Source organism: Bradyrhizobium sp. WSM4872, from assembly GCF_055811715.1.
This window is the reverse complement of sequence record NZ_JBVVPT010000007.1, coordinates 191863-215103: the sequence shown is the minus strand read 5'-3', so window position 1 is coordinate 215103 and position 23241 is coordinate 191863. Positions and strand designations below refer to the sequence as shown.

Here is a 23241-nt window from a genome sequence, read left to right as displayed (position 1 = left end):
AACGAGAAAATCCACCCCTCGAAAGCACGCCGGCTGAGAACAGCTTTGCCCAAAGCCGCACCTTTCCAGCATGGAACGACTATTGCGAGAGAATGGCGGGTGACAGCGCCTGCCGCCTCTTATATCCGGTGAGACATGGACAGCGTTGCGACTGAGCAAAAGGCCGAGGTGGACGATCGTTTCGACACCGCGCGGATCACCGCCGCGGTCGACGCGCTTGCCGAGAAGCACCAGGGACGCGAGGACGCGTTCCGCACGGCCATGGCGCAATTGCTCAAGGCCGAGCTGATTGCATCGCGCGCCGCGGCACAGACGATCCTGCTGAAGGACCGTCACGGCCGGCGCTGCGCCGAACGGCTGTGCCACGTGCAGGACGAGATCATCCGCATCCTGTATTCGGCCGCGACCCGCCATCTCTACCGCTCGCCGATCCCGAGCGGTGCCGAGCGCATGGCGGTGGTGGCGACCGGCGGCTATGGCCGCGGCCTGATGGCTCCCGAGTCCGACATCGATCTGCTCTTCATCCTGCCCTACAAGCAGACCGCCTGGGGCGAGCAGGTGGCCGAGGCCATCCTCTATTGTCTTTGGGACATGGGGCTGAAGGTCGGTCACGCCACGCGCTCCGTCGACGAGTCGATCCGGCAGGCGCGCGGCGACATGACCATCCGCACCGCGATCCTGGAGACGCGATTCCTCACCGGCGACCGGCCGCTCTATGACGAGCTGGTCGCCCGCTTCGACAAGGAGGTCGTGCAAGGCACCGCGTCCGAGTTCGTCACCGCGAAACTCGCCGAGCGTGAGGAGCGGCATCGCCGCGGCGGCCAATCGCGATATCTGGTCGAACCCAACGTCAAGGACGGAAAGGGTGCGCTCCGCGACCTGCACACGCTGTTCTGGATCGCGAAATACGTCTACCGCGTGAGCGACACCGACGAGCTGGTCGACCGCGGCGTGTTCGACGCGCAGGAATACCGCACCTTCCGCCGCTGCGCCGACTTCCTCTGGTCGGTGCGCTGCAATCTTCACTTCTACTCTGGCCGCCCTGAAGAGCGCCTCTCCTTCGATCTCCAGCGCGAGATCGCGGTCCGGCTCGGCTACACCTCGCATCCCGGCATGCAGGACGTCGAGCGCTTCATGAAGCACTATTTCCTGGTCGCCAAGGAAGTCGGCAACCTCACCGCCATCCTCTGCGCCAAGCTCGAGGACCAGCAGGCCAAGCCCGCGCCGGTGCTCAGCCGGATGATGGCGCGGCTGCGCCCCACCGCGGTGAAGCGGCGGGTGCCCGACAGCGACGACTTCATCGTCGATAACAACCGCATCAACGTCGCCGCGCCAGACGTGTTCAAGCACGATCCGGTCAATTTGATCCGCATCTTCCGCCTGGCGCAGAAGAACAATCTCGCCTTCCACCCGGACGCGATGCGCGACGTGACGCGTTCGCTTGGCCTGATCAACGCGCAGATGCGCGAGAATCCCGAGGCCAACCGGCTGTTCATGGAGATCCTGACGTCCGACAACGCGGAAATCGTGCTGCGGCGGATGAACGAGACCGGCGTGCTCGGCCATTTCATCCGCGCCTTCGGCAAGATCGTCTCGATGATGCAGTTCAACATGTATCATCACTACACCGTCGACGAGCATTTGATCCGCTGCGTCGGCTTCCTCCAGGACATCGAGCGCGGCGGCATCGAGGAATTCGCGGTGGCGAGCGACCTAATGCGCAAGATCCGGCCGGAGCATCGCTCCGTGATCTACATTGCGACGCTGCTGCACGACGTCGCCAAGGGCCGGCCCGAGGATCACTCGATCGCCGGCGCCAAGGTGGCGCGACGGCTTTGCCCGCGGCTCGGCTTCAGTCCGGCCGACACCGAGCTCGTGGCCTGGCTGATCGAGGAGCATCTGACGATGTCCACGGTCGCGCAGTCGCGCGATCTCTCCGACCGCAAGACCATCGAGAATTTCGCCGCCGTGGTGCAGTCGGTCGAGCAGATGAAGCTCTTGACGATCCTGACCACCGCGGACATCCGCGGCGTCGGCCCGGGCGTGTGGAACGGCTGGAAGGCGCAGCTCTTGCGGTCGCTGTACTACGAGACCGAACCAGTGCTGACGGGCGGCTTCTCGGAGGTTGACCGCGGCAAGCGCCTCACGGCCGCATACGCCGAATTCCGTAACGCCTTCGCGGAATGGCCGGCGGAGGAGCTCGATGCCTATATCGCCCGGCACTATCCGGCCTACTGGCTCAAGGTCGAGCTGCCGCGCAAGATCCGCCATGCGCGCTTCGTCCGCGCCAGCGAGCAGGCCGGCCACAAGCTTGCGATCAATGTCGGCTTCGACGAGGTGCGTGGCGTCACCGAGCTGACCATCTTCGCCGCCGACCATCCCTGGCTGCTGTCGATCATTGCGGGCGCCTGTGCCTCGGCCGGCGCCAACATCGTCGATGCCCAGATCTACACCACGACCGACGGCCGCGCGCTCGACACGATCTCGATCTCCAGGGAATACGACCGCGACGAGGACGAGGGACGGCGCGCCACGCGCATCGGCGAGATGATCGAGGACGTGCTGGAAGGCAAGCTGCGTCTGCCCGAAGTGGTGGCCCGGCGCACCGTGCGCGGCAAGGCGCGGCCGTTCGTGATCGAGCCGGAAGTGACCATCAACAACCAATGGTCAGACCGCTACACAGTGATCGAGATGTCCGGCCTCGACCGGCCCGGGCTGCTCTACGAGCTGACCACCGCGATCTCGAAGCTCAACCTCAACATCGCCTCGGCCCATGTCGCGACCTTCGGCGAGCGCGCCCGCGACGTGTTCTACGTCACCGACCTCCTGGGCGCACAGATCAGCGCGCCGACGCGGCAATCCGCGATCAAGAGCGCGCTGACCCACGTGATGGCCGGCGACAAGGCGGTTCAGCCCGCGGCGTGAGCGGGGAGACCTAAACCGCCACGCCTTCATGCCGCAGCAGCCAGCGCTTGCGCGCGAGGCCGCCGCCATACTTCACCAGGGAACCATCGGCGCCGATCAGGCGGTGGCACGGCAGCACCACGCTGATCGGGTTGGAGCCGTTGGCATGGCCGACGGCGCGAATGGCATTGGGCATGTCGATCCTTGCAGCGAGCGCGCCGTAACTCATCGTGGTGCCGGCAGGGATTTGCGTCAACGCATTCCAGACCTTCTGCTGGAACGGCGTACCGGCGATGCGCCAGGCGATGCCCGAGAGCTGACCGAGATCGCCGTCGAAATAGTCCGACAGCGCAGTCCGCATGGCCGCGGGCGCGGATTGGTCACTCAGCTCCACCACACCGTAATGCAGGCGCAAGAGCTCGCGCATGCGGTGCTCGTAATCCTCCCAGTCGAGCGCGCGCAAGGCGCCCGCAGCGTCGGTGACGAGCAGCGCAATCCCGATCGGCGTCGCCAGCCGATCGAGGCCGAAGCTTACAGGTGATTTGGTCGGTCGCGCGGGCATTGCGGCACCATGGCATCGAAACACGCCATCGCACTTGCCACGCCCACCGTGCTAACGTCCACCCGAAAGCTGGCGCTGGGGGAGCTCAACTTGATTTGGATCGCGAATATTTTGGTGGCGCTGGTCGCCGCACTGCACGCTTACTTCCTGATCCTGGAGATGTTTCTCTGGGACAAGCCGCAAGGCTTGAAGGTCTTCCGCAACACGCCCGAGAAGGCAGCGATCACAAAGGTGCTGGCCGCCAACCAGGGGCTCTATAACGGCTTCCTGGCCGCAGGCCTGGTCTGGGGGCTGGTGCACGGCAATCCGGCCTTCGCGTTCCAGATCAAGGCATTCTTCCTGCTCTGCGTGATCGTGGCCGGCGCTTATGGTGCAGCGACCGTCAGCACGCGCATCCTGATGGTGCAGGCGCTGCCGGCGGCGCTCGCGCTGTTAGCGCTGTTCCTGACCTGAGACGCCATAGCGCGGCGCCGCGATCCTTGCGCGTCGCCTGCCGTTCCTCCACAATCTCCGACAGCGATGGCGACCGTTGGCAATCAACGGGACAAGACCGTCGGTCGGAAATTCCGTCAGGAGGAACACCCCCACATGAGCAATCGCAGAGCCTTCATCACTGCCACGGCGGCGCTCGCCTTCGCGTTCTCCGCCAACCAAGCTCTCGCCCAGAAGAAATACGACACCGGCGCGAGCGACACCGAGATCAAGATCGGCCAGACCGTGCCGTTCTCCGGGGCCTATTCCGTCTACGCCAATATCGGCAAGACCCAGGCCGCCTACTTCAAGATGATCAACGATCAAGGCGGCATCAACGGCCGCAAGATCAATCTGATCCAGTATGACGACGCCTATTCGCCGCCGAAGACGGTCGAGCAGGTGCGCAAGCTCGTCGAAGGCGACGAGGTGCTGTTCACCTTCCAGATCATCGGCACGGCCGCGAACGCCGCCGTGCAAAAATATCTCAACGGCAAGAAGATCCCGCAGCTGCTGGCCTCGACCGGCGCCGCGCGCTTCAACGATCCGCAGAACTATCCCTGGACCATCGCCTATAATCCCAACTACGTGTCTGAGGGACGCATCTACGCCAAGTACATTCTCAAGGAGCATCCGAACGCCAAGATCGGCGTGCTCTATCAGAACGACGACATGGGCCGCGACTATCTCGCCGGCCTCAAGAGCGGTCTCGGCGACAAGGCCGCCAGCATGATCGTCGGCGAAGTCTCCTACGAGGTCACCGATCCGACCGTGGACTCGCAGGTGGTCAAACTGAAGTCGTTGGGCGCCGATCTTTTCTATGATGCCTCGACACCCAAATTCGCGGCGCAGGCGATCAAGAAGGTCGCCGAGCTCGGCTGGACGCCGGTGCACATTCTCGACATCAACGCGAGCCCGATCTCGGCGACACTGAAGCCGGCCGGCCTCGAGATCTCCAAGGGCATCATCTCGACCCAATACGGCAAGGAGCCCGGAGATCCCCAGTGGAAGGACGATCCGGGCGTGAAAGCGTTCTTCGCCTTCATGGACAAGTATTTCCCCGAAGGCGACAAGCTCAATACCGTCAACACCTATGCTTATTCCGTCGCCGAATTGCTGACGCAGGTGCTGAAACAGTGCGGCGACGACCTGTCGCGTGAGAACGTGATGAAGCAGGTCGCCAACATCAAGGACTTCACCCCGAGCTTCGCGCTGCCCGGCATCAAGATCAACACCGGGCCGAACGACTACCGCGTCAACAAGCAGATGCAGATGATGAAGTTCAACGGCGAACGCTGGGAGCTGTTCGGCCCGATCATGGAGGATGCAGGTCCAGCGGGTTAGTTACTGGGTAGGGTGGGTTAGCGCAGGGTAACCCACCTCTTTGATTCCGCGGAAACAGAAGTGGTGGGTCACGCCCCGGATGCGCATCGCGCATCCGCCTGGGCTGGCCCACCTTATGAAGCTGCTACGAAGCCGCCCATGCTACGAACTGCGGGCGCACGCCCAGCTTGCGTTGCAGCAATGCCTCATCCACAATCGCCCTCAGCGGTGACATCAGGTGCGCACAAGCGCACCCGATTGATCACCGGCAATAAACACTGAGGAAAACGCGAATGAGGAATGGAATTCTGCATCTGGCCACGGCAACGGCGCTGACCCTGGCGCTGTCGGTCTCGGCGGCCAATGCCCAGAAGAAATATGATCCGGGCGCCAGCGACACCGAGATCAAGGTCGGCCAGACGATGCCGTTTTCTGGACCGGCATCGGCCTATTCGTCGATCGGCAAGACCCAGGCCGCCTATTTCAAGATGATCAACGACCAGGGCGGCGTCAACGGCCGCAAGATCAATCTGATCCAGTATGACGACGCCTACTCGCCGCCGAAAGCCGTGGAGCAGATTCGCAAGCTCGTCGAGAGCGACGAGGTCCTGCTGACCTTCCAGATCATCGGCACCCCGGTGAACGCAGCCGTACAGAAATATCTCAATTCGAAGAAGGTGCCGCAACTGTTCGCGGCGACCGGAGCCTCGAGGTTCACGGATCCGAAGAACTTTCCGTGGACGATGGGCTTCAACCCCAACTACTTCGTCGAAGGCCGCATCTACGGACAGTACATCCTGAAAGAGCATCCGAACGCCAAGATCGGCGTGCTCTATCAGAACGACGACCTCGGCAAGGACTATCTGAACGGCATCAAGGCCGGCCTCGGCGACAAGGCTGCCAAGATGATCGTGACTGAAGCTTCCTACGAAGTCTCCGATCCGACGGTCGACTCGCAGATCCTCAAGATCAAGGACGCCGGCGCCGATCTGTTCTTCAGCGCCACCACGCCGAAGCAGGCGGCCCAGGCGATCAAGAAGATCGCCGAGATGGGCTGGCATCCGGTGCAGATCGTCGACATCAACGCCACCTCGGTCGGCGCGGTGCTGAAGCCGGCCGGCCTCGACGCCGCCAAGGGCCTGATCAGCGTCAATTACGGCAAGGAACCGCTCGACCCGACCTGGAAGGACGATGCCGGCCTCAAGAGGTATTTCGACTTCATGGCCAAATATTATCCGGATGGGGACAAGGACTCGAACTTCAACACTTACGGCTACAGCACGGCGCAGCTGCTGGTCCATGTGCTGAAGCAGTGCGGCGACGACCTGACGCGCGAGAACGTGATGAAGCAGGCCGCGTCGCTGAAGGACGTGACCAGCGACACCGCGCTGCCCGGCATCAAGGCCAACACCTCACCGACCGACTACCGGGTCAACAAGCAACTTCAGATGATGAAGTTCAACGGCGAACGCTGGGAGCTGTTCGGCCCGATCATCGAGGATGCGAGTCCGGCGGGTTAGTTCTGCACGGTCATTCCGGGCTGGCGCGCGAGCGCCAGACCGGAATCTCGAGATTCTCAGGTGCGCAATTGCGCACCTGAATTCGATGCTTTCGCATCGCCCCGGAATGACATGGCTCTACTCCGGTATCTCGCCAAAGTTCTTCCCCACCGGCAGCACCGCATGCCGAATAAGCCGTGAATCCTCCACCGCGGCCTGCCTGTGCTTCACCGCTTCGCGATAGACGGGATCGCGGATCATCTCGACGAAGGCGGCGACGCTTGGGTATTCGGCGATGAAGCAATGGTCCCAGCGCTCAGTCTCGGGGCCGATCAGCATCAGCTCGAATTTGCCCTGCCAGACGATGCGGCCGCCGAGGCGTTCGAACACCGGCCCGCTCTCGCGGCCATAGGCCGCATAGGCTTCCGCGCCGCTTGCCTTGCGGCCGTCGGGATAGGCCGCCTCCTTGCGCAAGCCCACCAGGTTGAGCATGTGGATCGGACCGGGGCGGTCGTTGTCCCGGAACTGCGCGAAAATCTCCTTGGTCGGATCGATGTGGCCCATCTGAGTTCCCTCTTGTTTTATGCCGGCGATCCTAGCTCTGCCGACTGCGCAGCGGAACTGCGGCCAGCGAATGCCGCACCTCCTAATCGCGCGTTAAGCTCTGGGTAACCGGGCCTTAAACAGCGACCGCTAGCGTGCGGCGGGGCGGGCTGACCGGGCGTTTGCGTATGGGGTTGGGAAAGAAAAAGAGTGGGCGCAAGGAGCCGCTGTTCGGCTTGCCTGCAGCACTCGCCGATCTGCGCCTGACCGCAGCCGACCGCATTCCCGGCGGCGACGACAAGCCGAAGAAACCAACGAAATCATCCGCCAAGCGTAAGCGCGAGGATGCCGGCGACGAGCCCCCGCGCGAGCGGAAGGCGCCAGCCGGCCGCGGCAGTGCCAAGCGGCGATCGAAGTCGCGCATCGGCGCTGGTCTCGGTCGCCTGGTCTATTGGGGCGCGGTGCTGGGCCTGTGGGGCGCGATCGCCGTGATCGGCGTCGTGATCTGGGTCGGCGCTCATCTGCCGCCGATCCAGTCGCTGGAAATCCCCAAGCGGCCACCGACGATCCAGATCGTCGGCATCGACGGCAGCATGCTGGCGCAACGCGGCGAGATGGCCGGCGCCAACGTCTCGCTGAAAGATTTGCCGCAATATCTGCCCAAGGCGTTCATCGCCATTGAGGACCGCCGCTTCTATTCGCATTTCGGCATCGATCCCGTCGGCATCCTGCGCGCGCTCGTCACCAACGTGCTCCATCGCGGCGTGTCGCAGGGCGGCTCGACGCTGACGCAGCAATTGGCGAAAAACCTGTTCCTGACCCAGGAGCGCACCATGGCGCGCAAGCTGCAGGAAGCGGAGCTCGCGATCTGGCTGGAGCGCAAGCATTCCAAGAACGAGATCCTGGAGCTCTATCTCAACCGCGTCTATTTCGGCTCCGGCGCCTATGGCGTCGAGGCCGCCGCGCAGCGCTATTTCGGTAAGTCGGCCAAGAACGTCACCGTCGCGGAGGCCGCGATGCTGGCCGGCCTTGTCAAATCGCCTTCGCGGCTCGCGCCGAACCGCAACCCCGAGGGCGCGGAAGCGCGCGCGAAAATCGTGCTCACGGCGATGGCGGATGCCAAATTCATCACCGAGGCGCAGGCGCAGGCCTCGATCGGCCAACCCTCCTACAATGTGAAGCCGGTCGGCGCCGGCACGGTCAATTACGTCGCCGACTGGATCGGCGAGGTGCTGGACGATCTGGTCGGCCAGATCGACGAGAGCATCAAGGTCGAGACCACGATCGATCCGAAGCTCCAGAGCGTGGCGGAAGCCGCCATCATCGACGAGCTCGCGGCCAAGAGCGTCAAGTTCAATGTCAGCCAGGGCGCACTGGTGGCGATGACGCCGGACGGCGCGGTTCGCGCCATGGTCGGCGGGCGGAACTACTCCGAGAGCCAGTACAACCGCGCGGTCACCGCCAGGCGCCAGCCGGGCTCCTCGTTCAAGCCGTTCGTATACCTGACCGCGCTCGAGCAGGGGCTGACGCCCGACACGCTCCGCCAGGACGCGCCGATCGAGGTCAAGGGCTGGAAACCTGAGAACTACACCCACGAATATTTCGGCGCGGTGACGCTGACCCAGGCGCTCGCGATGTCGCTCAACACGGTCGCCATCCGCCTCGGCCTCGAGGTCGGGCCGAAGAACGTGGTGCGCACCGCGCACCGGCTCGGCATCTCCTCGAAACTCGAGCCCAACGCCTCGATCGCGCTCGGCACCTCCGAAGTCTCGATGGTCGAGCTGGTCGGCGCCTATGCGCCCTTCGCCAATGGCGGCTTCGCGGCGACGCCGCATGTCGTCACGCGGATCAGGACACTCAGTGGCAAGCTGCTCTACATGCGCCAGGCGGACGAGCACATCCAGGTGGTCGACCCGCGCTATGTCGGCATGATGAACGCGATGATGCGGGAAACGCTGATCAGCGGCACCGCCAAGAAGGCGGAGATCCCGGGCTGGCCGGCGGCCGGCAAGACCGGCACCAGCCAGGACTACCGCGACGCCTGGTTCATCGGCTACACCGCCAACCTCGTCACCGGCGTGTGGCTCGGCAATGACGACAACTCGCCGACCAAGAAGGCAACCGGCGGCGGCTTGCCGGTCGAAGTCTGGTCGCGCTTCATGAAGACGGCGCACGAGGGCGTGCCGGTGGCAGCCTTGCCGAGCTCTCCAGGTGGCTGGGGCCTGTCGAACCTGGCGCAGGCAACGTCGCAAGTGTCGCCGCCAACAGCGGCAGCGCCCGCACCGGCACCTGCCAACAACGGCGGCTATCGGCCGCCGCCGACGCGCGCCAATGCCCGTCCGGAAGCAGCCGCAGGACTCGACGGCTGGCTGATGGACCGGCTGTTCGGCGGGAATCGATAGGTTCTGCGTGGGGTCGTTGTGGCCTCAAAACAAAAATCGCGAAAACAACCCCATGCACAGTAGCCAGTGATAGCGGAATCAACGGCTTACGCGAGTCGCAAGACGGCTGATTCCGGCAGCAAGGCCATTTGACACGTCGGGCAAAACAGAACCGTCCCGCCATCATCCCGAACGCGGCCGCTATCTCGGCTATCCCTGTTCGCCACCAGTGTCGTCTTCGGCAAGTCCTGCCTACCATGGCAAAATCGACCGGTCCCCGCAGCTCCCGGAACGCAAAAAAACCAGTCTCTTCAAGCTCGGGGCGGCGGCCCGGGATTTGCTCTCATAGGTTGAGCAAGTATCGGAGAGCGTTCCATGATGTCAGGTGTATCCAGCGCGGCGTTGCCTCATCTGCGGCCCGCATCAACGTCCGCTTCGAATAGGACATCGAGTCTTCAGCCGGCGGGACCGGATGCGACTGATGCTGCGACCGACGGCTTTCGGATCGACGTCTCGCAGGTCAAGCCCCTGACAGGCGCCAAGTCGATATCCGCGGCGGACAATCCTCACCTTCGCGACCTCATGGCAACGAACTGGCTGATGACCCATGACACGAGCGCGACTCAATCGGCCGTCTCGGACGGTGCACCGGAGAATACCTATGCTCAGGTGAAGGTCGACGGCAAGGTGGTCGCCACCCTGTACAATGGCGGGTCCTCGACGATGACCAACGAGGCGGCTGCAAAGATCGGCAAGCTGGAGGATCCACCCGGTCTGAGTGGACCGGATCTGGCGCAGTGGCGGGCCGATAGCTATGCCGAGCGGCTCGGTGGCACCGTTGAAAAAGCTTCCACCGCGATCACGCAATCGCAATGGACCCCGCGTGAAAGCAGCTCCGCAACCTATAGCCGCGATCAACTCGACGCGGCCTTCCAGGCGATGCTGGCCGAGGGCCAGAAGGCGGCCGCGCAATTGCAGTCATCCTATCTCGCCTCGCGCACGCAGCCGGGGACAAGCGCGGATGTCAGCGCCTGAGCAGAGGGATGAATTGAGTTCGCGCGGACCTCGCCGCATTCTCAACTGTCATTCCCGCGAACGCGGGAATCCAGTACGCCGCGGCCTCTCGGTTCAATAACAACCGCCTCGGAACACTGGATCGCCCGGTCGAGCCGGGCGATGACAGCGTCAGATGGAGGCTGGCAGCGAGGACCTAATCCTCGACCCCGTACCGGTGCAAATCGTTGCCGTACGTATCGAGCCACTTCTTGGCGCGCTCCATCGACGGGCAGACCTTGCCGCAGACGCGCCAGAATCGCGCCGAGTGGTTCATCTCGACGAGATGGGCGACCTCGTGCGCGGCGAGGTAGTCGAGCACGTAGGGTGGCGCGAGGATCAGGCGCCAGGAGAACGACAGCGAACCGGCCGAGGTGCAGGAGCCCCAGCGGCTCGATTGATCGCGGATCGAGAGCCGCTTGACCTTGACGCCGAGCTCGCCGGCATAGGCTTCCGCGGCACGCTGAAGATCGCGGCGGGCCTCGCGCTTGAGGAAGTCGCTGACGCGACGGTCCGCATGTTCGACGCCGCCGGCGACGCAGAGAATGCGCTCACCGCTATCGCGCACTTCCGTCCACACCGTACCGCGGGTGCCGGCGCGATGAACGATGCGATGAGAAACGCCGCGAAGCGGTATCACTGTGCCAGGCTGGAACGGTGCGGCCTTCGGCAAACGGCCGAGACGTGCCGCGATCCACGCGCCGTGGCGCTGCGCAAAGTCTTTTGCTTCGGCGAGCGTCCCGCGCGGCGGCATGGTGAGGATGGCTTCGCGATCGCTCGGATGAATTCTGAGCGTGTAACGACGCGCGCGGCGATGCCGGCGCAGCCGAATCGCAAAATATTGCGATCCATGGGTGATCAGGAGGGTCTTCGGCTCGTGGGGCCGGCGATAGAGGAGTGCGCGAGTGGCCATGTCTGTCAGTCCGGGGGGCAGGAGAGCGCCCGGATTCTGCCATAACCGCCGCCAGGGAAAGCGCTCGGCGCAAAAACAAATCATTTGCCCAATATACAGGGGTCTGGCGTCCGGGAGACCCTACAGACTGGGGTTGGAACCGGCTTTTTTCGCCCCCGTTCGGCGCATGCGGCACCCCCAAGGGGTGAGGTTGGACTCACTCCTACAAAGCTACCTGAATACCGCGAATCTGGCGGGAACTTGCCCCTGTCGGAGCCTCCGACAGGGCGTCGATTTGCAGCGGGAAAGCCGAAATATGCGATTATTCAGCCGCGAGCGCCTGCAATGAGCTCGGATTCGCCGCCGAGACCATGAAGTCATGGATGCGCGGCACGATTTCCGATTTGAAGCGCGAGCCGTTGAACACGCCGTAATGTCCGACGCCCTTCTGGACGTAATGAACGCGGCGATGATCGGGAATCGAGCTGCACAATGTGTGCGTTGCTTCGGTCTGACCGATGCCGGAGATGTCGTCGTTCTCGCCTTCGACCGTCATCAACGCAACGCGCGTGACCTTGGAGGGATCGACGCGTGTTCCACGATGGGTCATCTCGCCCTTCGGCAGCGAATGCTTCACGAACACGGTGTCGACGGTCTGCAGGTAATACTCGGCGGAGAGATCCATCACCGCGAGATATTCGTCGTAAAAGTCGCGATGCTTGTCGACGAGGTCGCCGTCGCCCTTCACCAGATTGGCGAACAGCTGCTTGTGGGCATCCATATGCCGGTCGAGATTCATGCTGATGAAGCCGTTGAGCTGCAAAAATCCCGGATAGACGTCGCGCATCATGCCCGGATGCGGGAACGGCACCTTGGTGATGACGTGGTTGCGGAACCAGTCGATACCGCGCTCCTGCGCAAGGTTGTTCACTGCGGTCGGATTGCGGCGGGTGTCGATCGGGCCGCCCATCAGAGTCATTGAGGTCGGCACGAAGGGATCACGCCGCGCTTCCATGATCGAAACGGCAGCGACGACGGGAACCGAGGGCTGGCACACCGCCAGCACATGCGTGTTGCCGCCGAGGACATGCAGCATCTCGATGACGTAGTCGATGTAGTCGTCGAGATCGAAGCGGCCGTCGCTGAGCGGCACCATGCGGGCATCGGCCCAATCGGTGATGTAGACCTCATGCGCCGGCAAGAAAGCCTCGACGGTGCCGCGGAGCAGCGTCGCGTAATGGCCGGACATCGGCGCGACGATCAGCACGCGCGGTTGCGGGCTGCGCAGCGGACGGGTGAACTTGCGATCGAAGTAGAGCAGGCGGCAGAACGGCTTTTCCCAGACCGAGCGAACCTCGACGGGGACGCGGATGCCGTTGACCTCGGTGTCGTTGAGGCCCCATTCCGGCTTGCCGTAACGGCGCGTGGTGCGTTCGAACAATTCGCAGGCCGCGGCAACCGACTTGCCGACCTCGGTGCGTGCCCATGGATTGAGGGGATTTTGAAACAGCAGCTTGGTCGCGTCCGTGATCGCACGCGCCGGATTGAGAGAGGCTTGCCCCATCTCGTACATCCAGTACATCGGCGTCGTCAGGACCGGACTGCCTTCGGCCACCAGGGGCGGCGCGCCGCCAAACTCACCAATCGGCATCGCTATATTCCTCTTCGCATCGCAGCATACTGCCGAATGCGTAATATTGCGTCAATGCATGGTTCCGTACATCTACGTGGCCCAGGCGCCCAAACCGGGCTGAATCCACGAGAAAGTGACGTTATTCGCCGCCTGACAGCAGCGAGCCCTGCATCCGGGCGCTGCGCAAAAGGGCAAGGAATGCCCCAAAAGATGCAACTAACAGCACCGCGTTGATGGCCAACGCGCTCAGCATCAGATCGGTCCTGAAGGTGTTTTCGATCAACAGCGCGCGCATCCCTTCGAACACATAGGTCGGCGGCAGCGTCCAGGCGATATATTGCAACCAGACCGGCAACACGCTGACGGGATAGTAGACGCAAGCGAGCGGCATGATTCCGAACATCAAGGTCCAGACGATGCTCTCGGCGCCGAGGCCGTTTCGCAGCACCAGGCCGGAGACGAAAATGCCGACCGACCAGCTCGTGAAGATCAGATTGCAGAAGAACGCGATCAGCGGCACCCCGAGCGCATAAACGTTGAAGTGAAACAGGAACAGCGCGAGCAGCGTCATCGGGATGACTCCGATCGCAAGCCTGATCAGGCTCATGATCATCAGCGACAGCAGAAACTCGATCGGCTTCAACGGGCTCATCATGAGATTGCCGAGGTTGCGCGCCCACATCTCTTCCAGGAATGAGATGGAGAAGCCGAGCTGCCCGCGAAACAGGATGTCCCAGAGGATGACGGCGCCGATCAGGGTGCCGCCGGCACGCGCGAAGAAGTTTGCATTCTGCGCGATGTAAAGCTGGAGAAAGCCCCAGGTGATGACCTGCAGCGCCGGCCAGTAGAGCAGCTCGAGCAGCCGCGGCCAGGACGACAGCAGGAGATACCAATAGCGCAGGATCATCGCGCCGATGCGATGGAGGGAGATGCCGCGGTGGAGGGAGGAATCAATCATGGCCGCTCCGGGATCTGCACGCACCGTCATTGCGAGGAGCCCTTGCGACGAAGCAATCCAGAATTCTTCCGCGGAGAGATTCTGGATTGCTTCGCTTCGCTCGCAATGCCGAAAGAAGCGCCCCCGGCCCGTTCATCGTGCCGCCTCCTGCGCGCCGTTCACCCGGCCGCGCGCGACGTCCAGAAACACCTCTTCCAGCGTGGTGCGGTTGTAGCGTGCCATGATGGCTTCGGGCGTATCGTCGTCCTCGATACGGCCGCGCTTCATGATGATGACGCGGTCGCAGAGCCGCTCGACCTCGAGCATGTTGTGCGAGGCCAGCAGGATGGTGGCATTGTTCGCCTTGCGATAACGCTCCAGATGACCCCGGACCCAGTCGGCGGTGTCAGGATCGAGCGAGGCGGTCGGCTCGTCCAGCAACAGCAGCTCGGGCTGGTTGATCAGCGCCTTGGCAAGCGCAACGCGCGTCTTTTGTCCCGCGGAGAGCTTGCCGTTGGCGCGGTCGATGAACTCGGTGAGATCGAGGTCGCAGGCCAGCTCAGCGATGCGATCGGAAAGGTTCTTCACCGCATAGAGCTTGCCGAACACGGCGAGGTTCTGACGCACCGTGAGCCGCATCGGCATGTCGACATAGGGGCTCTCGAAGTTCATCCGACCCAGCACGGATGCGCTGTCCTCCGGCATCCGATGCCCGAGCACCTGGACGCGGCCGGAGGTCGGCAGCACCAGGCCCATGATCGTCGCGATGGTTGTGGTCTTGCCGGCGCCGTTGCCGCCCAGCAGCCCGGTGATGCTGCCGCCCGGTAGCGAAAAGGAGATGTCGTCGACGGCACGGGTCTGCTTGTAGACCTTGACGAGGTGATCGACCGCGATGGCCGCGGAGAGGCTGCGATCCGCGACAGTCGGCCAGCTTGAAGCCTTGTCATTCTCGGTCATGCTGGGCGTTCTTCTGCTATTGCAGCGGAGAGCGCAAGGCTTGTAATCCGGTGGTTCCGTGAGCCGCGCGCTTGTGATCGAGAAGGCACCGCCCCCTTGGCCGAAATGACCGAACTTGCCGCTTCCGACTTTCGCCCCGCGCAGCGGCATATCCGCCTGGATACGATCCTGCGGCTGCGCTGGCTCGCGGTGCTGGGCCAGCTCGCCGCGATCTTCATCGTGGCGCAGGGACTGGAATTCAATGTCGAGATCGTCCCCTGCGTCAGCATCATCGCCCTGTCGGCGGCGCTCAATCTGGCGCTCCAGACCGTGTCCAATCCGCTGCAGCGGCTGGAGCCGATGCAGGCGGCCGGACTGCTCGCGCTCAACATTGTGGAGCTGGCCGGTCTTTTGTTCTTCACCGGCGGACTCCAGAACCCGTTCTCGTTCCTGTTCCTCGCGCCCGTGCTGATCTCGGCGACCGCGCTGCCGGCCCGCTTCACCTTCGGCCTCGGCGTGCTGGCTGTCGCCTGCGCCTCGGTGCTGTTCTTTTTCCATCTGCCGCTGCCCTGGGATTCCGACGATCCGCTGGTGCTGCCGCCGGTCTATCTCGTCGGCGTCTGGCTCTCGATCGCGCTCGCGATCGGCGTCACCAGCCTCTACTCGTTCCAGGTCACCGAAGAGGCACGCAAGCTCGCCGACGCACTGGCCGCGACCGAGCTGGTGCTGACGCGCGAGCAGCATCTGACCCAGCTCGACGGCCTGGCCGCGGCCGCGGCGCACGAGCTCGGCACGCCGCTCGCGACGATCTTCCTGATCTCGCGCGAGCTGGAGAAGACGGTGAAGGAGCCGAATTTTGCCGCCGACCTGAAGACCCTGCGCGAGCAGACGCAGCGTTGCCGCGACATATTGAGCAAGATCACCCAGCTCTCCTCCACCGGGGCGCCGTTCGACCGAATGAAGCTGTCGGAGCTGATCGAGGAGGTGGTGGCGCCGCACCGCGATTTCGGCGTCGATATCAAGGTGCGTATCGCCGTCGCCATCGTGGCCGAGCCGGTCGGCTCGCGCAATCCGGCGATCCTCTACGGCGTCGGCAACATCGTCGAGAACGCGGTCGATTTCGCCCGCACCACCGTCGAGGTGAATGCGTGGTGGAACAAGGACACGATCGAGCTCGTGATTTCCGATGATGGTCCCGGCATTCCGCCTGACATTCTGAACCGGATCGGCGAGCCCTATCTGTCGCGGCGGCGCAGCCAGGACGAAGGCGGCGGTCTCGGGCTCGGCGTGTTCATCGCGCGCACCTTGCTGGAGCGCACCGGCGCCAAGGTCTCGTTTACCAACCGGACCTTTCCGGACCATGGCGCAGTGGTCCAGATCACGTGGCAGAGAGAGCGTTTTGAGGCTATCGAGACCTTCGAACAAACAATAGGATAGGCCGCGACCTTGCGTCGCACAACGGGGCCGATCGACCATTGGCGGCCTTGGCACCGCCCGATTGCGAGGCCATATGTAGACGCGTTGGAGAGAGGACAAACCTTGAACGCCATCGCCGAACTGAATGAACAGACCGACCGCTCGCTGCTGATCGTGGAGGACGACAAGCCATTCCTGGAGCGGCTGTCGCGCGCCATGGAAACGCGCGGTTTTGCGGTGACGTCATGCGACACCGTCTCGGACGGTCTGGCGCAGATCGGCAAGGCCGCTCCCGCATTCGCCGTGGTCGATCTGCGGCTGGGTGATGGCAACGGTCTCGACGTGGTCTCGGCGCTGAAGAAGAAGCGCCCCGACGCCCGCGCGATCGTGCTGACCGGCTATGGCAACATCGCCACCGCCGTCACCGCAGTGAAGATGGGCGCGGTCGATTATCTCTCGAAGCCCGCGGACGCCGACGACGTGGTCGCGGCGCTGCTGTCGACCGGCTCGGACAAGTCCGAATTGCCGGCGAACCCGATGTCAGCTGACCGTGTGCGCTGGGAACACATCCAGCGCATTTACGAGATGTGCAACCGGAACGTCTCGGAGACGGCGCGGCGCCTCAACATGCACCGGCGCACGCTGCAGCGGATTTTGGCCAAGCGCGCGCCGCGCTGATAGTCACGGCTACCGTGCCCCGGACGCTGCGCAGCACGGAGTGATGCGCTGCCGAGCCGGGGCCCATGTCTCAGCTCGAATCGTCGCCTGCTGGGTCCCGGCTCTGCGCAGCAACGCGGAAGCGTTGCAGCGCGTCCGGGACACGAGACCGGACTACTCCCAAAGCTCCGCATGCCCCTGCGGATCGACCAGCCGGTTGATCCGCAATGCCGCCGCCATCGCGAACCGCACCGTCATCTGCTTGCGCGTGGCCGCAGCGAGCTTGTGCTCGGGCGCCTCACACTGCAGGTGCGCGCCATAGGCGTCCGCGATGATCAGGCCGGTATCTTGCGGAAAGATCTCGCAAGGCAGGTCCTGCGTGAAGGCGAAGAACAGCCGGTCGCAATGCGCCCGGTATTCGTGCCATTTCTGATCGGCGCGCAAATCCTCCACCGACGATTTGATCTCGACGATCCAGATCTCGCCGCGCTCGTTCAGCGCGACGAGATCGGCGCGCCGCCCCGAGGGCAGCGGCAATTCGCTGATGCAGGTGAAGCCGAGCGAGCGCAGCAACCGCGCCGTGCCGCGCGCGATCGCCAGCGCCGTCTCGGATTGACGGCGGTCCGGCGGCGGCACGATGGCGATGCGGGCGGGATGCTCCATGGCGAGGAGAATAGCCGATTCCTCCCTCGTCGTCCTGGCGAATGCCAGGACCCATTACCCCAAGCGATCGTTGGTGCACTAGCTGGTAACCACCAGTCCTCGTCAAATTTTGGCCTGTGGCAATGGGTCCTGGATCTGCGCTTCGCTTGTCCAGGACGACGGCGGAGTACGGAACCGCTCTCGCTCTTAACACTTATCACGCAGCCGCCGCACCTCGGCGGAACCACCGAGGCTGCGCGCGCATGATCGACGATCTCTGGTACAAAAACGCCATCATCTATTGCCTGTCGGTCGGCACCTATATGGACGCCAACGGCGACGGCATCGGCGATTTCAAGGGCCTGTTGCGCCGGCTCGATTATCTGCACGGCCTCGGCATCACCACGATCTGGCTGATGCCGTTCCAGACCTCGCCCGGCCGCGACGATGGCTACGATGTCGCCGATTATTATAGCGTCGATGCCCGCTACGGCACGCTCGGCGATTTCGTCGAGTTCACCCATGGCTGCAAGCAGCGCGGCATTCGCGTCATCATCGATCTCGTCGTCAACCACACCTCCGACCAGCATCCCTGGTTCAAGGCGGCGCGGAGCGACAGGAATTCGCCCTACCGCGACTGGTATGTCTGGTCCGACAAGAAGCCGGCCAACGCCAATCAGGGCATGGTGTTTCCCGGCGTTCAGAAATCAACCTGGACGCGCGACAAGGAAGCCGGCGCCTGGTACTTCCACCGCTTCTACGATTTCCAGCCCGATCTCAACACCTCGAACCCGCATGTGCAGGCCGAGATTTTGAAAATCATGGGCTTCTGGATCCAGCTCGGCGTCTCGGGCTTTCGCATGGATGCGGTGCCTTTCGTCATCGCGACCAAAGGCGCCAAGGTGAAAAAGCCGACCGAGCAGTACGACATGCTGCGGACGTTTCGTGAATTCCTGCAATGGCGGCAGGGCGATGCCATCATCCTCGCCGAGGCCAACGTGCTGCCAAAAACGGACATGGAATATTTCGGCCGCGATGCAGACCGCATGCATATGATGTTCAATTTCCAGGTCAACCAGCATCTGTTCTATGCGCTGGCCTCGTCCGATTCCCGCCCGCTGGGGAAAGCGCTGAAGGCGACCAAGCCGCGGCCCGCCTCGGCGCAATGGGGCCTGTTCCTGCGCAATCATGACGAGCTCGATCTCGGGCGATTGACCAAGGCGCAGCGCGACACCGTGTTCAAGAGCTTCGGTCCTGACAAGGACATGCAGCTCTACGACCGTGGCATTCGCCGCCGGCTGGCACCGATGCTGGGTGGCGACCGCCGGCGGCTCGAGCTCGCCTACAGCCTGATGTGCACGCTGCCGGGAACGCCGGTGATCCGCTATGGCGACGAGATCGCAATGGGTGACGATCTTTCGCTGCCGGAACGCAATTGCGCGCGCACGCCGATGCAATGGTCGACGGAGCCGCATGGCGGCTTCACCACCAGCGACAAGCCGGCCTTGCCCGTCATCGACGAGGGACCCTACGGTTATCCGCACGTCAACGTCGCCAAGCAGCGGCGCGATCCCAACTCGATGCTGAACTGGACCGAGCGCATCGTCCGCATGCGCAAGGAGGTGCCGGAGATCGGCTGGGGCGATTTTTCGATCATCGCGACGCGCGATCCCGCCGTGTTCATCATGCGCTACGACTGGCGCAACAATTCCGTGCTGTTCGTGCACAATCTCGACGAGAAGCCGCGCGAGATCGCGTTCTCGACTGGGCTGCCTGATGAGGCCGGCGCGCACCTGATCAATCTGCTCGCGGAAGACCACAGCCACGCCGACAAGCGCGGCCAGCACCGCGTCGTCTTGGAGCCCTACGGCTATCGCTGGTACCGCGTCGGTGGGCTGGACTATCTGTTGAAGCGGAGTGATATCGACAAGACGGTGCGGGGCAACAAGCATCCGGGGTAGGCGGTGCGAGCACACACTCCGTTGTCGTCCTGGCGAAAGCCAGGACCCATTACCCCAATCGCGCGTTGTCGTAGGAAGTGTTCACCACGATCTTCGCCAAACCACTCGCTGGGGTAATGGGTCCTGGATCTGCGCTTCGCTTGTCCTGGACGACGACTAAGGCTGCGGTGGCATCACCACCACCCCCTCATTGCCGCGCAAATCCAGCACGCCTTCGAGCCGCTCTCCCTCGCGATCCAGGAATGTCGACAGCAGAATCTCGCTGCCAAACTTGATCGCGCTGGTGGTGACCGCGATCGGCTCGGGGCCGAGATTGAGCACCACGATCACCGCCCTGCCCTCGGTCGCACGGCGATAGACCAGGAGATCGCCTTGTGCCGCGATCGGATGATAATCGCCCGCGACCAGCGGCGGACACCCTTGCCGCAACGCGATCAGGCGCTTGTAGAGCGTCAGGATCGAGCGCGAATCGGCCTCGAGATCGACGACGTTGTTGCGGATGTGATCCTCCGGCAGCGGCAGCCATGGCCTGACGTCCGAGAACCCGGCGAAGTTAGACGAATCCCACTGCATCGGCGTGCGACAGCCGTCGCGGCCGACACCGATGCCGGGTACGTTCTTCTCGAAGGGGTCGCGCACGAACTCGGGAGCGATCGCGAGCTGATGCATGCCGATCTCGTCGCCGTAATAGAGCGTCGGCGTGCCGCGCAGCGTCAACAGCAGCATGGCGGCGATTCGGGCCTGCTCCGGCCCGACGCGGCTTGCGACGCGCGGACGATCGTGGTTGCCGAGCACCCAATTCGGCCAGGCGCCCTTCGGCAGCGCCTTCTCGTAATCCTCGACGATCTTCTCGATCGACCGCGCGCTCCAGAGGGTCGAGAGCAGTGCGAAATTGAACGGCATCTGCGCGCCGGTGAGATCGTTGCCGTAATAGGCCATGAGGCGATGCAGCGGCAGATAGATCTCGCCGATCAGGACGCGGGCATCATAGGCATCCGTGACGCGCCGCATCTCGGCGATGACGTCGTGCACCTCCGGCTGGTCGGTGGAATATTGCGTCAGGAACTTTTCGTTCGGCGGCCGGCCCTCGGCATAATGCGGATTGGGCGGGTTGTCGCGTAACTCGGCGTCCTTGATCAGATGCCAGATCACGTCGACGCGAAAGCCGTCGACGCCCTTCTCCAGCCAGAACCGCATCACGTCGTAGATCGCCGCGCGGACATCGGGATTGCGCCAGTTGAGGTCCGGCTGCTGGGCGAGGAAGGCGTGATAGTAGTACTGACCGGTCGCCTCGTCGAACTGCCACGCACTGCCGCCGAACTCGGACAGCCAATTATTCGGCACGCCGCCAGCCTCGCCCGGGTCGCGCCAGATGTACCAGTCGCGCTTGGGATTGTCGCGCGAGGAACGGCTCTCGACGAACCAGGGATGTTGGTCCGAGGTGTGGTTCGGCACGAGGTCGAGGATCAGCTTGAGGCCGTTGTCGTGCGCGGCGGCAAGAAGCGCATCGAAATCCGCCATCGTGCCGAACAGCGGCTCGATGCCAGTGTAGTCGGAGATGTCGTAGCCGAAATCGGCCATCGGCGAGGGGAAGATCGGCGACAGCCAGATCGCGTCGACGCCGAGCGATTTCACATAAGGCAGCCGCTGCAAAATGCCGGCGAGATCGCCGACACCGTCGCCGTTTGAATCCTGAAAGGAGCGCGGGTAGATCTGATAGAAGATGCCGTCGCGCCACCAATTTTCGCCGCCCTGAGTCATACGGGAAATCCATCCAAAAACTGCTTGTCGCGCGGGAGAACGCGGAAGGAGCGCCCCGGTTCAAAACAGCAGGCGAATTGGGACGGCCGTGTGACGATCTCCGCGGCTGTTCCCGAGCCCCGGGACAAATCTTTTGCTTGGCGGCATGGCAAAAATCGGCATTGTGGCGCCATGACCGAGCAAACCGAGACACAAGCCGAGGCAGGCGCGAAAGCGGGCGCGATCATCGTTCCCGTGACGCTGTTCGAGCAGAATTGCACCATCATCTGGGACGAGCCTTCCAAGAAGGCCGTGGTGATCGATCCCGGCGGCGACGTGCCGAAGATCCTGGACGCCATCAAGCAGACCGGCGTCACCGTGGAGAAGATCTGGCTGACTCACGGCCATATCGACCACGTCGGCGGCGCGGCTGAACTGCGCGACGCGCTGAAGGTGCCGATCGAGGGCCCGCATGTCGCGGACAAATTCCTGCTCGACAACGTGGTCGAAAGCGGCGCGCGCTTCGGCATGACGGGGGTGCGCAATTTTGAGCCGGACCGCTGGCTCGACGAAGGCGACAGCGTGGCGATCGGCGATCTCCAGTTCGAGATCTATCATTGCCCCGGCCACTCGCCCGGCAGCGTGGTGTTCTTCAACAAGGATCTGCGCTTCGCCCATGTCGGCGACGTCCTGTTCGCCGGCTCGGTCGGTCGCACCGATCTGCCCGGCGGCAGTCACGCGACCCTGATCGACTCGATCAAGACCAAGCTGCTGCCGCTCGGCGACGATGTCGGCTTCATCTGCGGCCACGGCGCCGGCTCGAGCATCGGCCAGGAGCGGATGACCAATCCGTTCATCACCGGCGAGATGTAGGCCCTACTCGGCGGCGTCCGCCAGCACTTGGGGCGCACTCAGATTGCGGTCGCCCCAGTCGCGGATCGCGGCGACCACCGGCACGAAGCTCTTGCCTTTGCGGGTGAGGCGATATTCCACCTTCGGCGGCACCTCGCCAAAATCCTTGCGATCGATCAGGCCGCTTTCAGTCAGCGCCTTTAACTCCCGGCTCAGCACGCGCGGGGTGATCTCGGCGCTGCCTTCCGTGCCGCGCAACAGGCCGCTCCTGATCTCGCCGTAGCGGCGCGGGCCGTCCTTGAGGTCCCAGACGATGCGCAGCTTGTACTTGCCGCTGATCATCTTCTGAAACGCCGCGACCGGACAGTTGCGCGCGGGGACTGGCTTTGTCCTTTCCCTGGCCATGTCGTTTCCTCCATGTGGGAGGTGAGCATAGGAGCGACGCCGAAAAAGTCCATACTATCAATTTTGTCCATACTTGCAGGTTCGCGCCCAGCACGCAGATGATGACGCACAACGAGAACAGGGAGCGTCACATGAAGCACTTCATGATCCGGTACGAATTCAAGAACGGCACGACGGAGGCCTGGCACCAGGAGGTCGGCCGCTTCATCAAGGCGATCGACGGCGATCCGGAGTTGAAAGGACGGATCGGGTATCGCGTCCTGAAGAACCGCGACAATGGCAGCTATTTCCATCTCGCCAGCGTCAGCGACGATGCCGCGCAAAAGGCGCTGCAATCGCGCGACTTCTTCAAGGCCTATCAGGAGATGACGCGCAAGGTCGCCGGCGGCGAGGTGACGGCGACGCCGATCGAATGGATCGGCGCGACGGCCTGA

At 63.4% G+C, this 23241-nt stretch carries 20 protein-coding genes; 11 read left to right on the top strand and 9 right to left on the bottom strand.

Annotated elements, in window-relative coordinates:
• The first annotated feature begins 135 nt into the window (after positions 1 to 135).
• The gene (locus tag AC0L3C_RS12900; protein ID WP_473278423.1) at positions 136 to 2925 is read left to right on the top strand and encodes a [protein-PII] uridylyltransferase; all 2790 of its coding nucleotides are present in this window, start codon (positions 136 to 138) and stop codon (positions 2923 to 2925) included.
• Between the two features lie 10 nt (positions 2926 to 2935).
• Here AC0L3C_RS12900 and AC0L3C_RS12895 read toward each other — a convergent pair whose 3' ends face one another.
• On the bottom strand, positions 2936 to 3466 hold the full coding sequence (locus tag AC0L3C_RS12895) for a methylated-DNA--[protein]-cysteine S-methyltransferase (RefSeq protein WP_473278424.1): 531 nt from the start codon (positions 3464 to 3466) through the stop codon (positions 2936 to 2938).
• 9 nt (positions 3467 to 3475) lie between these two features.
• On the opposite strand from AC0L3C_RS12895, the gene AC0L3C_RS12890 reads away from it, so the two are divergent.
• The 3 genes from AC0L3C_RS12890 to AC0L3C_RS12880 all read left to right on the top strand — a co-directional run bounded on the left by AC0L3C_RS12890 (position 3476) and on the right by AC0L3C_RS12880 (position 6780).
• Positions 3476 to 3919: a DUF1304 domain-containing protein gene (locus AC0L3C_RS12890; RefSeq protein ID WP_473278425.1), complete on the top strand. Its 444-nt coding sequence runs from the start codon at positions 3476 to 3478 to the stop codon at positions 3917 to 3919.
• A 135-nt stretch (positions 3920 to 4054) separates the two neighbouring features.
• Positions 4055 to 5281: an ABC transporter substrate-binding protein gene (locus tag AC0L3C_RS12885; RefSeq protein ID WP_473262252.1), complete on the top strand. Its 1227-nt coding sequence runs from the start codon at positions 4055 to 4057 to the stop codon at positions 5279 to 5281.
• Between the two features lie 272 nt (positions 5282 to 5553).
• On the top strand, positions 5554 to 6780 hold the full coding sequence (locus tag AC0L3C_RS12880; RefSeq protein ID WP_007615994.1) for an ABC transporter substrate-binding protein: 1227 nt from the start codon (positions 5554 to 5556) through the stop codon (positions 6778 to 6780).
• A 117-nt stretch (positions 6781 to 6897) separates the two neighbouring features.
• Here AC0L3C_RS12880 and AC0L3C_RS12875 read toward each other — a convergent pair whose 3' ends face one another.
• A complete protein-coding gene (locus tag AC0L3C_RS12875) occupies positions 6898 to 7323 on the bottom strand; it encodes a DUF1330 domain-containing protein (RefSeq protein ID WP_473408144.1) in 426 nt (141 codons plus the stop codon).
• Between the two features lie 167 nt (positions 7324 to 7490).
• On the opposite strand from AC0L3C_RS12875, the gene AC0L3C_RS12870 reads away from it, so the two are divergent.
• On the top strand, positions 7491 to 9704 hold the full coding sequence (locus AC0L3C_RS12870) for a transglycosylase domain-containing protein (protein WP_473262261.1): 2214 nt from the start codon (positions 7491 to 7493) through the stop codon (positions 9702 to 9704).
• Positions 9705 to 10058: 354 nt separating this feature from the next.
• Positions 10059 to 10718, top strand: a complete 660-nt coding sequence (locus AC0L3C_RS12865; protein WP_035993812.1) for a hypothetical protein — start codon at positions 10059 to 10061, stop codon at positions 10716 to 10718.
• 175 nt (positions 10719 to 10893) lie between these two features.
• Here the strand turns inward: AC0L3C_RS12865 and AC0L3C_RS12860 are convergent, their stop codons facing one another.
• The 4 genes from AC0L3C_RS12860 to AC0L3C_RS12845 all read right to left on the bottom strand — a co-directional run bounded on the left by AC0L3C_RS12860 (position 10894) and on the right by AC0L3C_RS12845 (position 15155).
• On the bottom strand, positions 10894 to 11733 hold the full coding sequence (locus tag AC0L3C_RS12860; RefSeq protein WP_473262266.1) for a M48 family metallopeptidase: 840 nt from the start codon (positions 11731 to 11733) through the stop codon (positions 10894 to 10896).
• A gap of 217 nt (positions 11734 to 11950) precedes the next feature.
• Positions 11951 to 13279: a polyhydroxyalkanoate depolymerase gene (locus AC0L3C_RS12855; RefSeq protein ID WP_007615999.1), complete on the bottom strand. Its 1329-nt coding sequence runs from the start codon at positions 13277 to 13279 to the stop codon at positions 11951 to 11953.
• A gap of 121 nt (positions 13280 to 13400) precedes the next feature.
• Positions 13401 to 14219 (bottom strand): ABC transporter permease, encoded by an 819-nt coding sequence (locus tag AC0L3C_RS12850; RefSeq protein WP_027514590.1) that lies wholly within the window; start codon positions 14217 to 14219, stop codon positions 13401 to 13403.
• 132 nt (positions 14220 to 14351) lie between these two features.
• Complete coding sequence (locus AC0L3C_RS12845; RefSeq protein ID WP_473408143.1) at positions 14352 to 15155, bottom strand: ABC transporter ATP-binding protein; 804 nt, start codon at positions 15153 to 15155, stop codon at positions 14352 to 14354.
• A 105-nt stretch (positions 15156 to 15260) separates the two neighbouring features.
• Between AC0L3C_RS12845 and AC0L3C_RS12840 the strand changes: the two genes are divergently transcribed.
• Both AC0L3C_RS12840 and AC0L3C_RS12835 read left to right on the top strand, forming a co-directional pair.
• Positions 15261 to 16571, top strand: a complete 1311-nt coding sequence (locus tag AC0L3C_RS12840; RefSeq protein WP_473408186.1) for an ActS/PrrB/RegB family redox-sensitive histidine kinase — start codon at positions 15261 to 15263, stop codon at positions 16569 to 16571.
• Between the two features lie 102 nt (positions 16572 to 16673).
• Entirely contained in the window at positions 16674 to 17228 is a 555-nt protein-coding gene (locus AC0L3C_RS12835; protein WP_007598178.1) for an ActR/PrrA/RegA family redox response regulator transcription factor, read from the top strand.
• A 153-nt stretch (positions 17229 to 17381) separates the two neighbouring features.
• On the opposite strand, the gene AC0L3C_RS12830 is transcribed toward AC0L3C_RS12835, so the two are convergent.
• Positions 17382 to 17870: an MmcB family DNA repair protein gene (locus AC0L3C_RS12830; protein WP_473408142.1), complete on the bottom strand. Its 489-nt coding sequence runs from the start codon at positions 17868 to 17870 to the stop codon at positions 17382 to 17384.
• A gap of 242 nt (positions 17871 to 18112) precedes the next feature.
• On the opposite strand from AC0L3C_RS12830, the gene AC0L3C_RS12825 reads away from it, so the two are divergent.
• Positions 18113 to 19810, top strand: coding sequence for an alpha-amylase family protein (locus tag AC0L3C_RS12825; protein ID WP_473278432.1), 1698 nt, complete (start codon positions 18113 to 18115; stop codon positions 19808 to 19810).
• 156 nt (positions 19811 to 19966) lie between these two features.
• Here AC0L3C_RS12825 and AC0L3C_RS12820 read toward each other — a convergent pair whose 3' ends face one another.
• Positions 19967 to 21571, bottom strand: a complete 1605-nt coding sequence (locus AC0L3C_RS12820; RefSeq protein ID WP_473408141.1) for an alpha-amylase family glycosyl hydrolase — start codon at positions 21569 to 21571, stop codon at positions 19967 to 19969.
• A gap of 171 nt (positions 21572 to 21742) precedes the next feature.
• On the opposite strand from AC0L3C_RS12820, the gene AC0L3C_RS12815 reads away from it, so the two are divergent.
• A complete protein-coding gene (locus tag AC0L3C_RS12815) occupies positions 21743 to 22423 on the top strand; it encodes an MBL fold metallo-hydrolase (protein ID WP_473278434.1) in 681 nt (226 codons plus the stop codon).
• A 3-nt stretch (positions 22424 to 22426) separates the two neighbouring features.
• Here AC0L3C_RS12815 and AC0L3C_RS12810 read toward each other — a convergent pair whose 3' ends face one another.
• Complete coding sequence (locus AC0L3C_RS12810) at positions 22427 to 22807, bottom strand: winged helix-turn-helix transcriptional regulator (RefSeq protein WP_473262290.1); 381 nt, start codon at positions 22805 to 22807, stop codon at positions 22427 to 22429.
• 131 nt (positions 22808 to 22938) lie between these two features.
• On the opposite strand from AC0L3C_RS12810, the gene AC0L3C_RS12805 reads away from it, so the two are divergent.
• Complete coding sequence (locus tag AC0L3C_RS12805; protein ID WP_247463976.1) at positions 22939 to 23241, top strand: hypothetical protein; 303 nt, start codon at positions 22939 to 22941, stop codon at positions 23239 to 23241.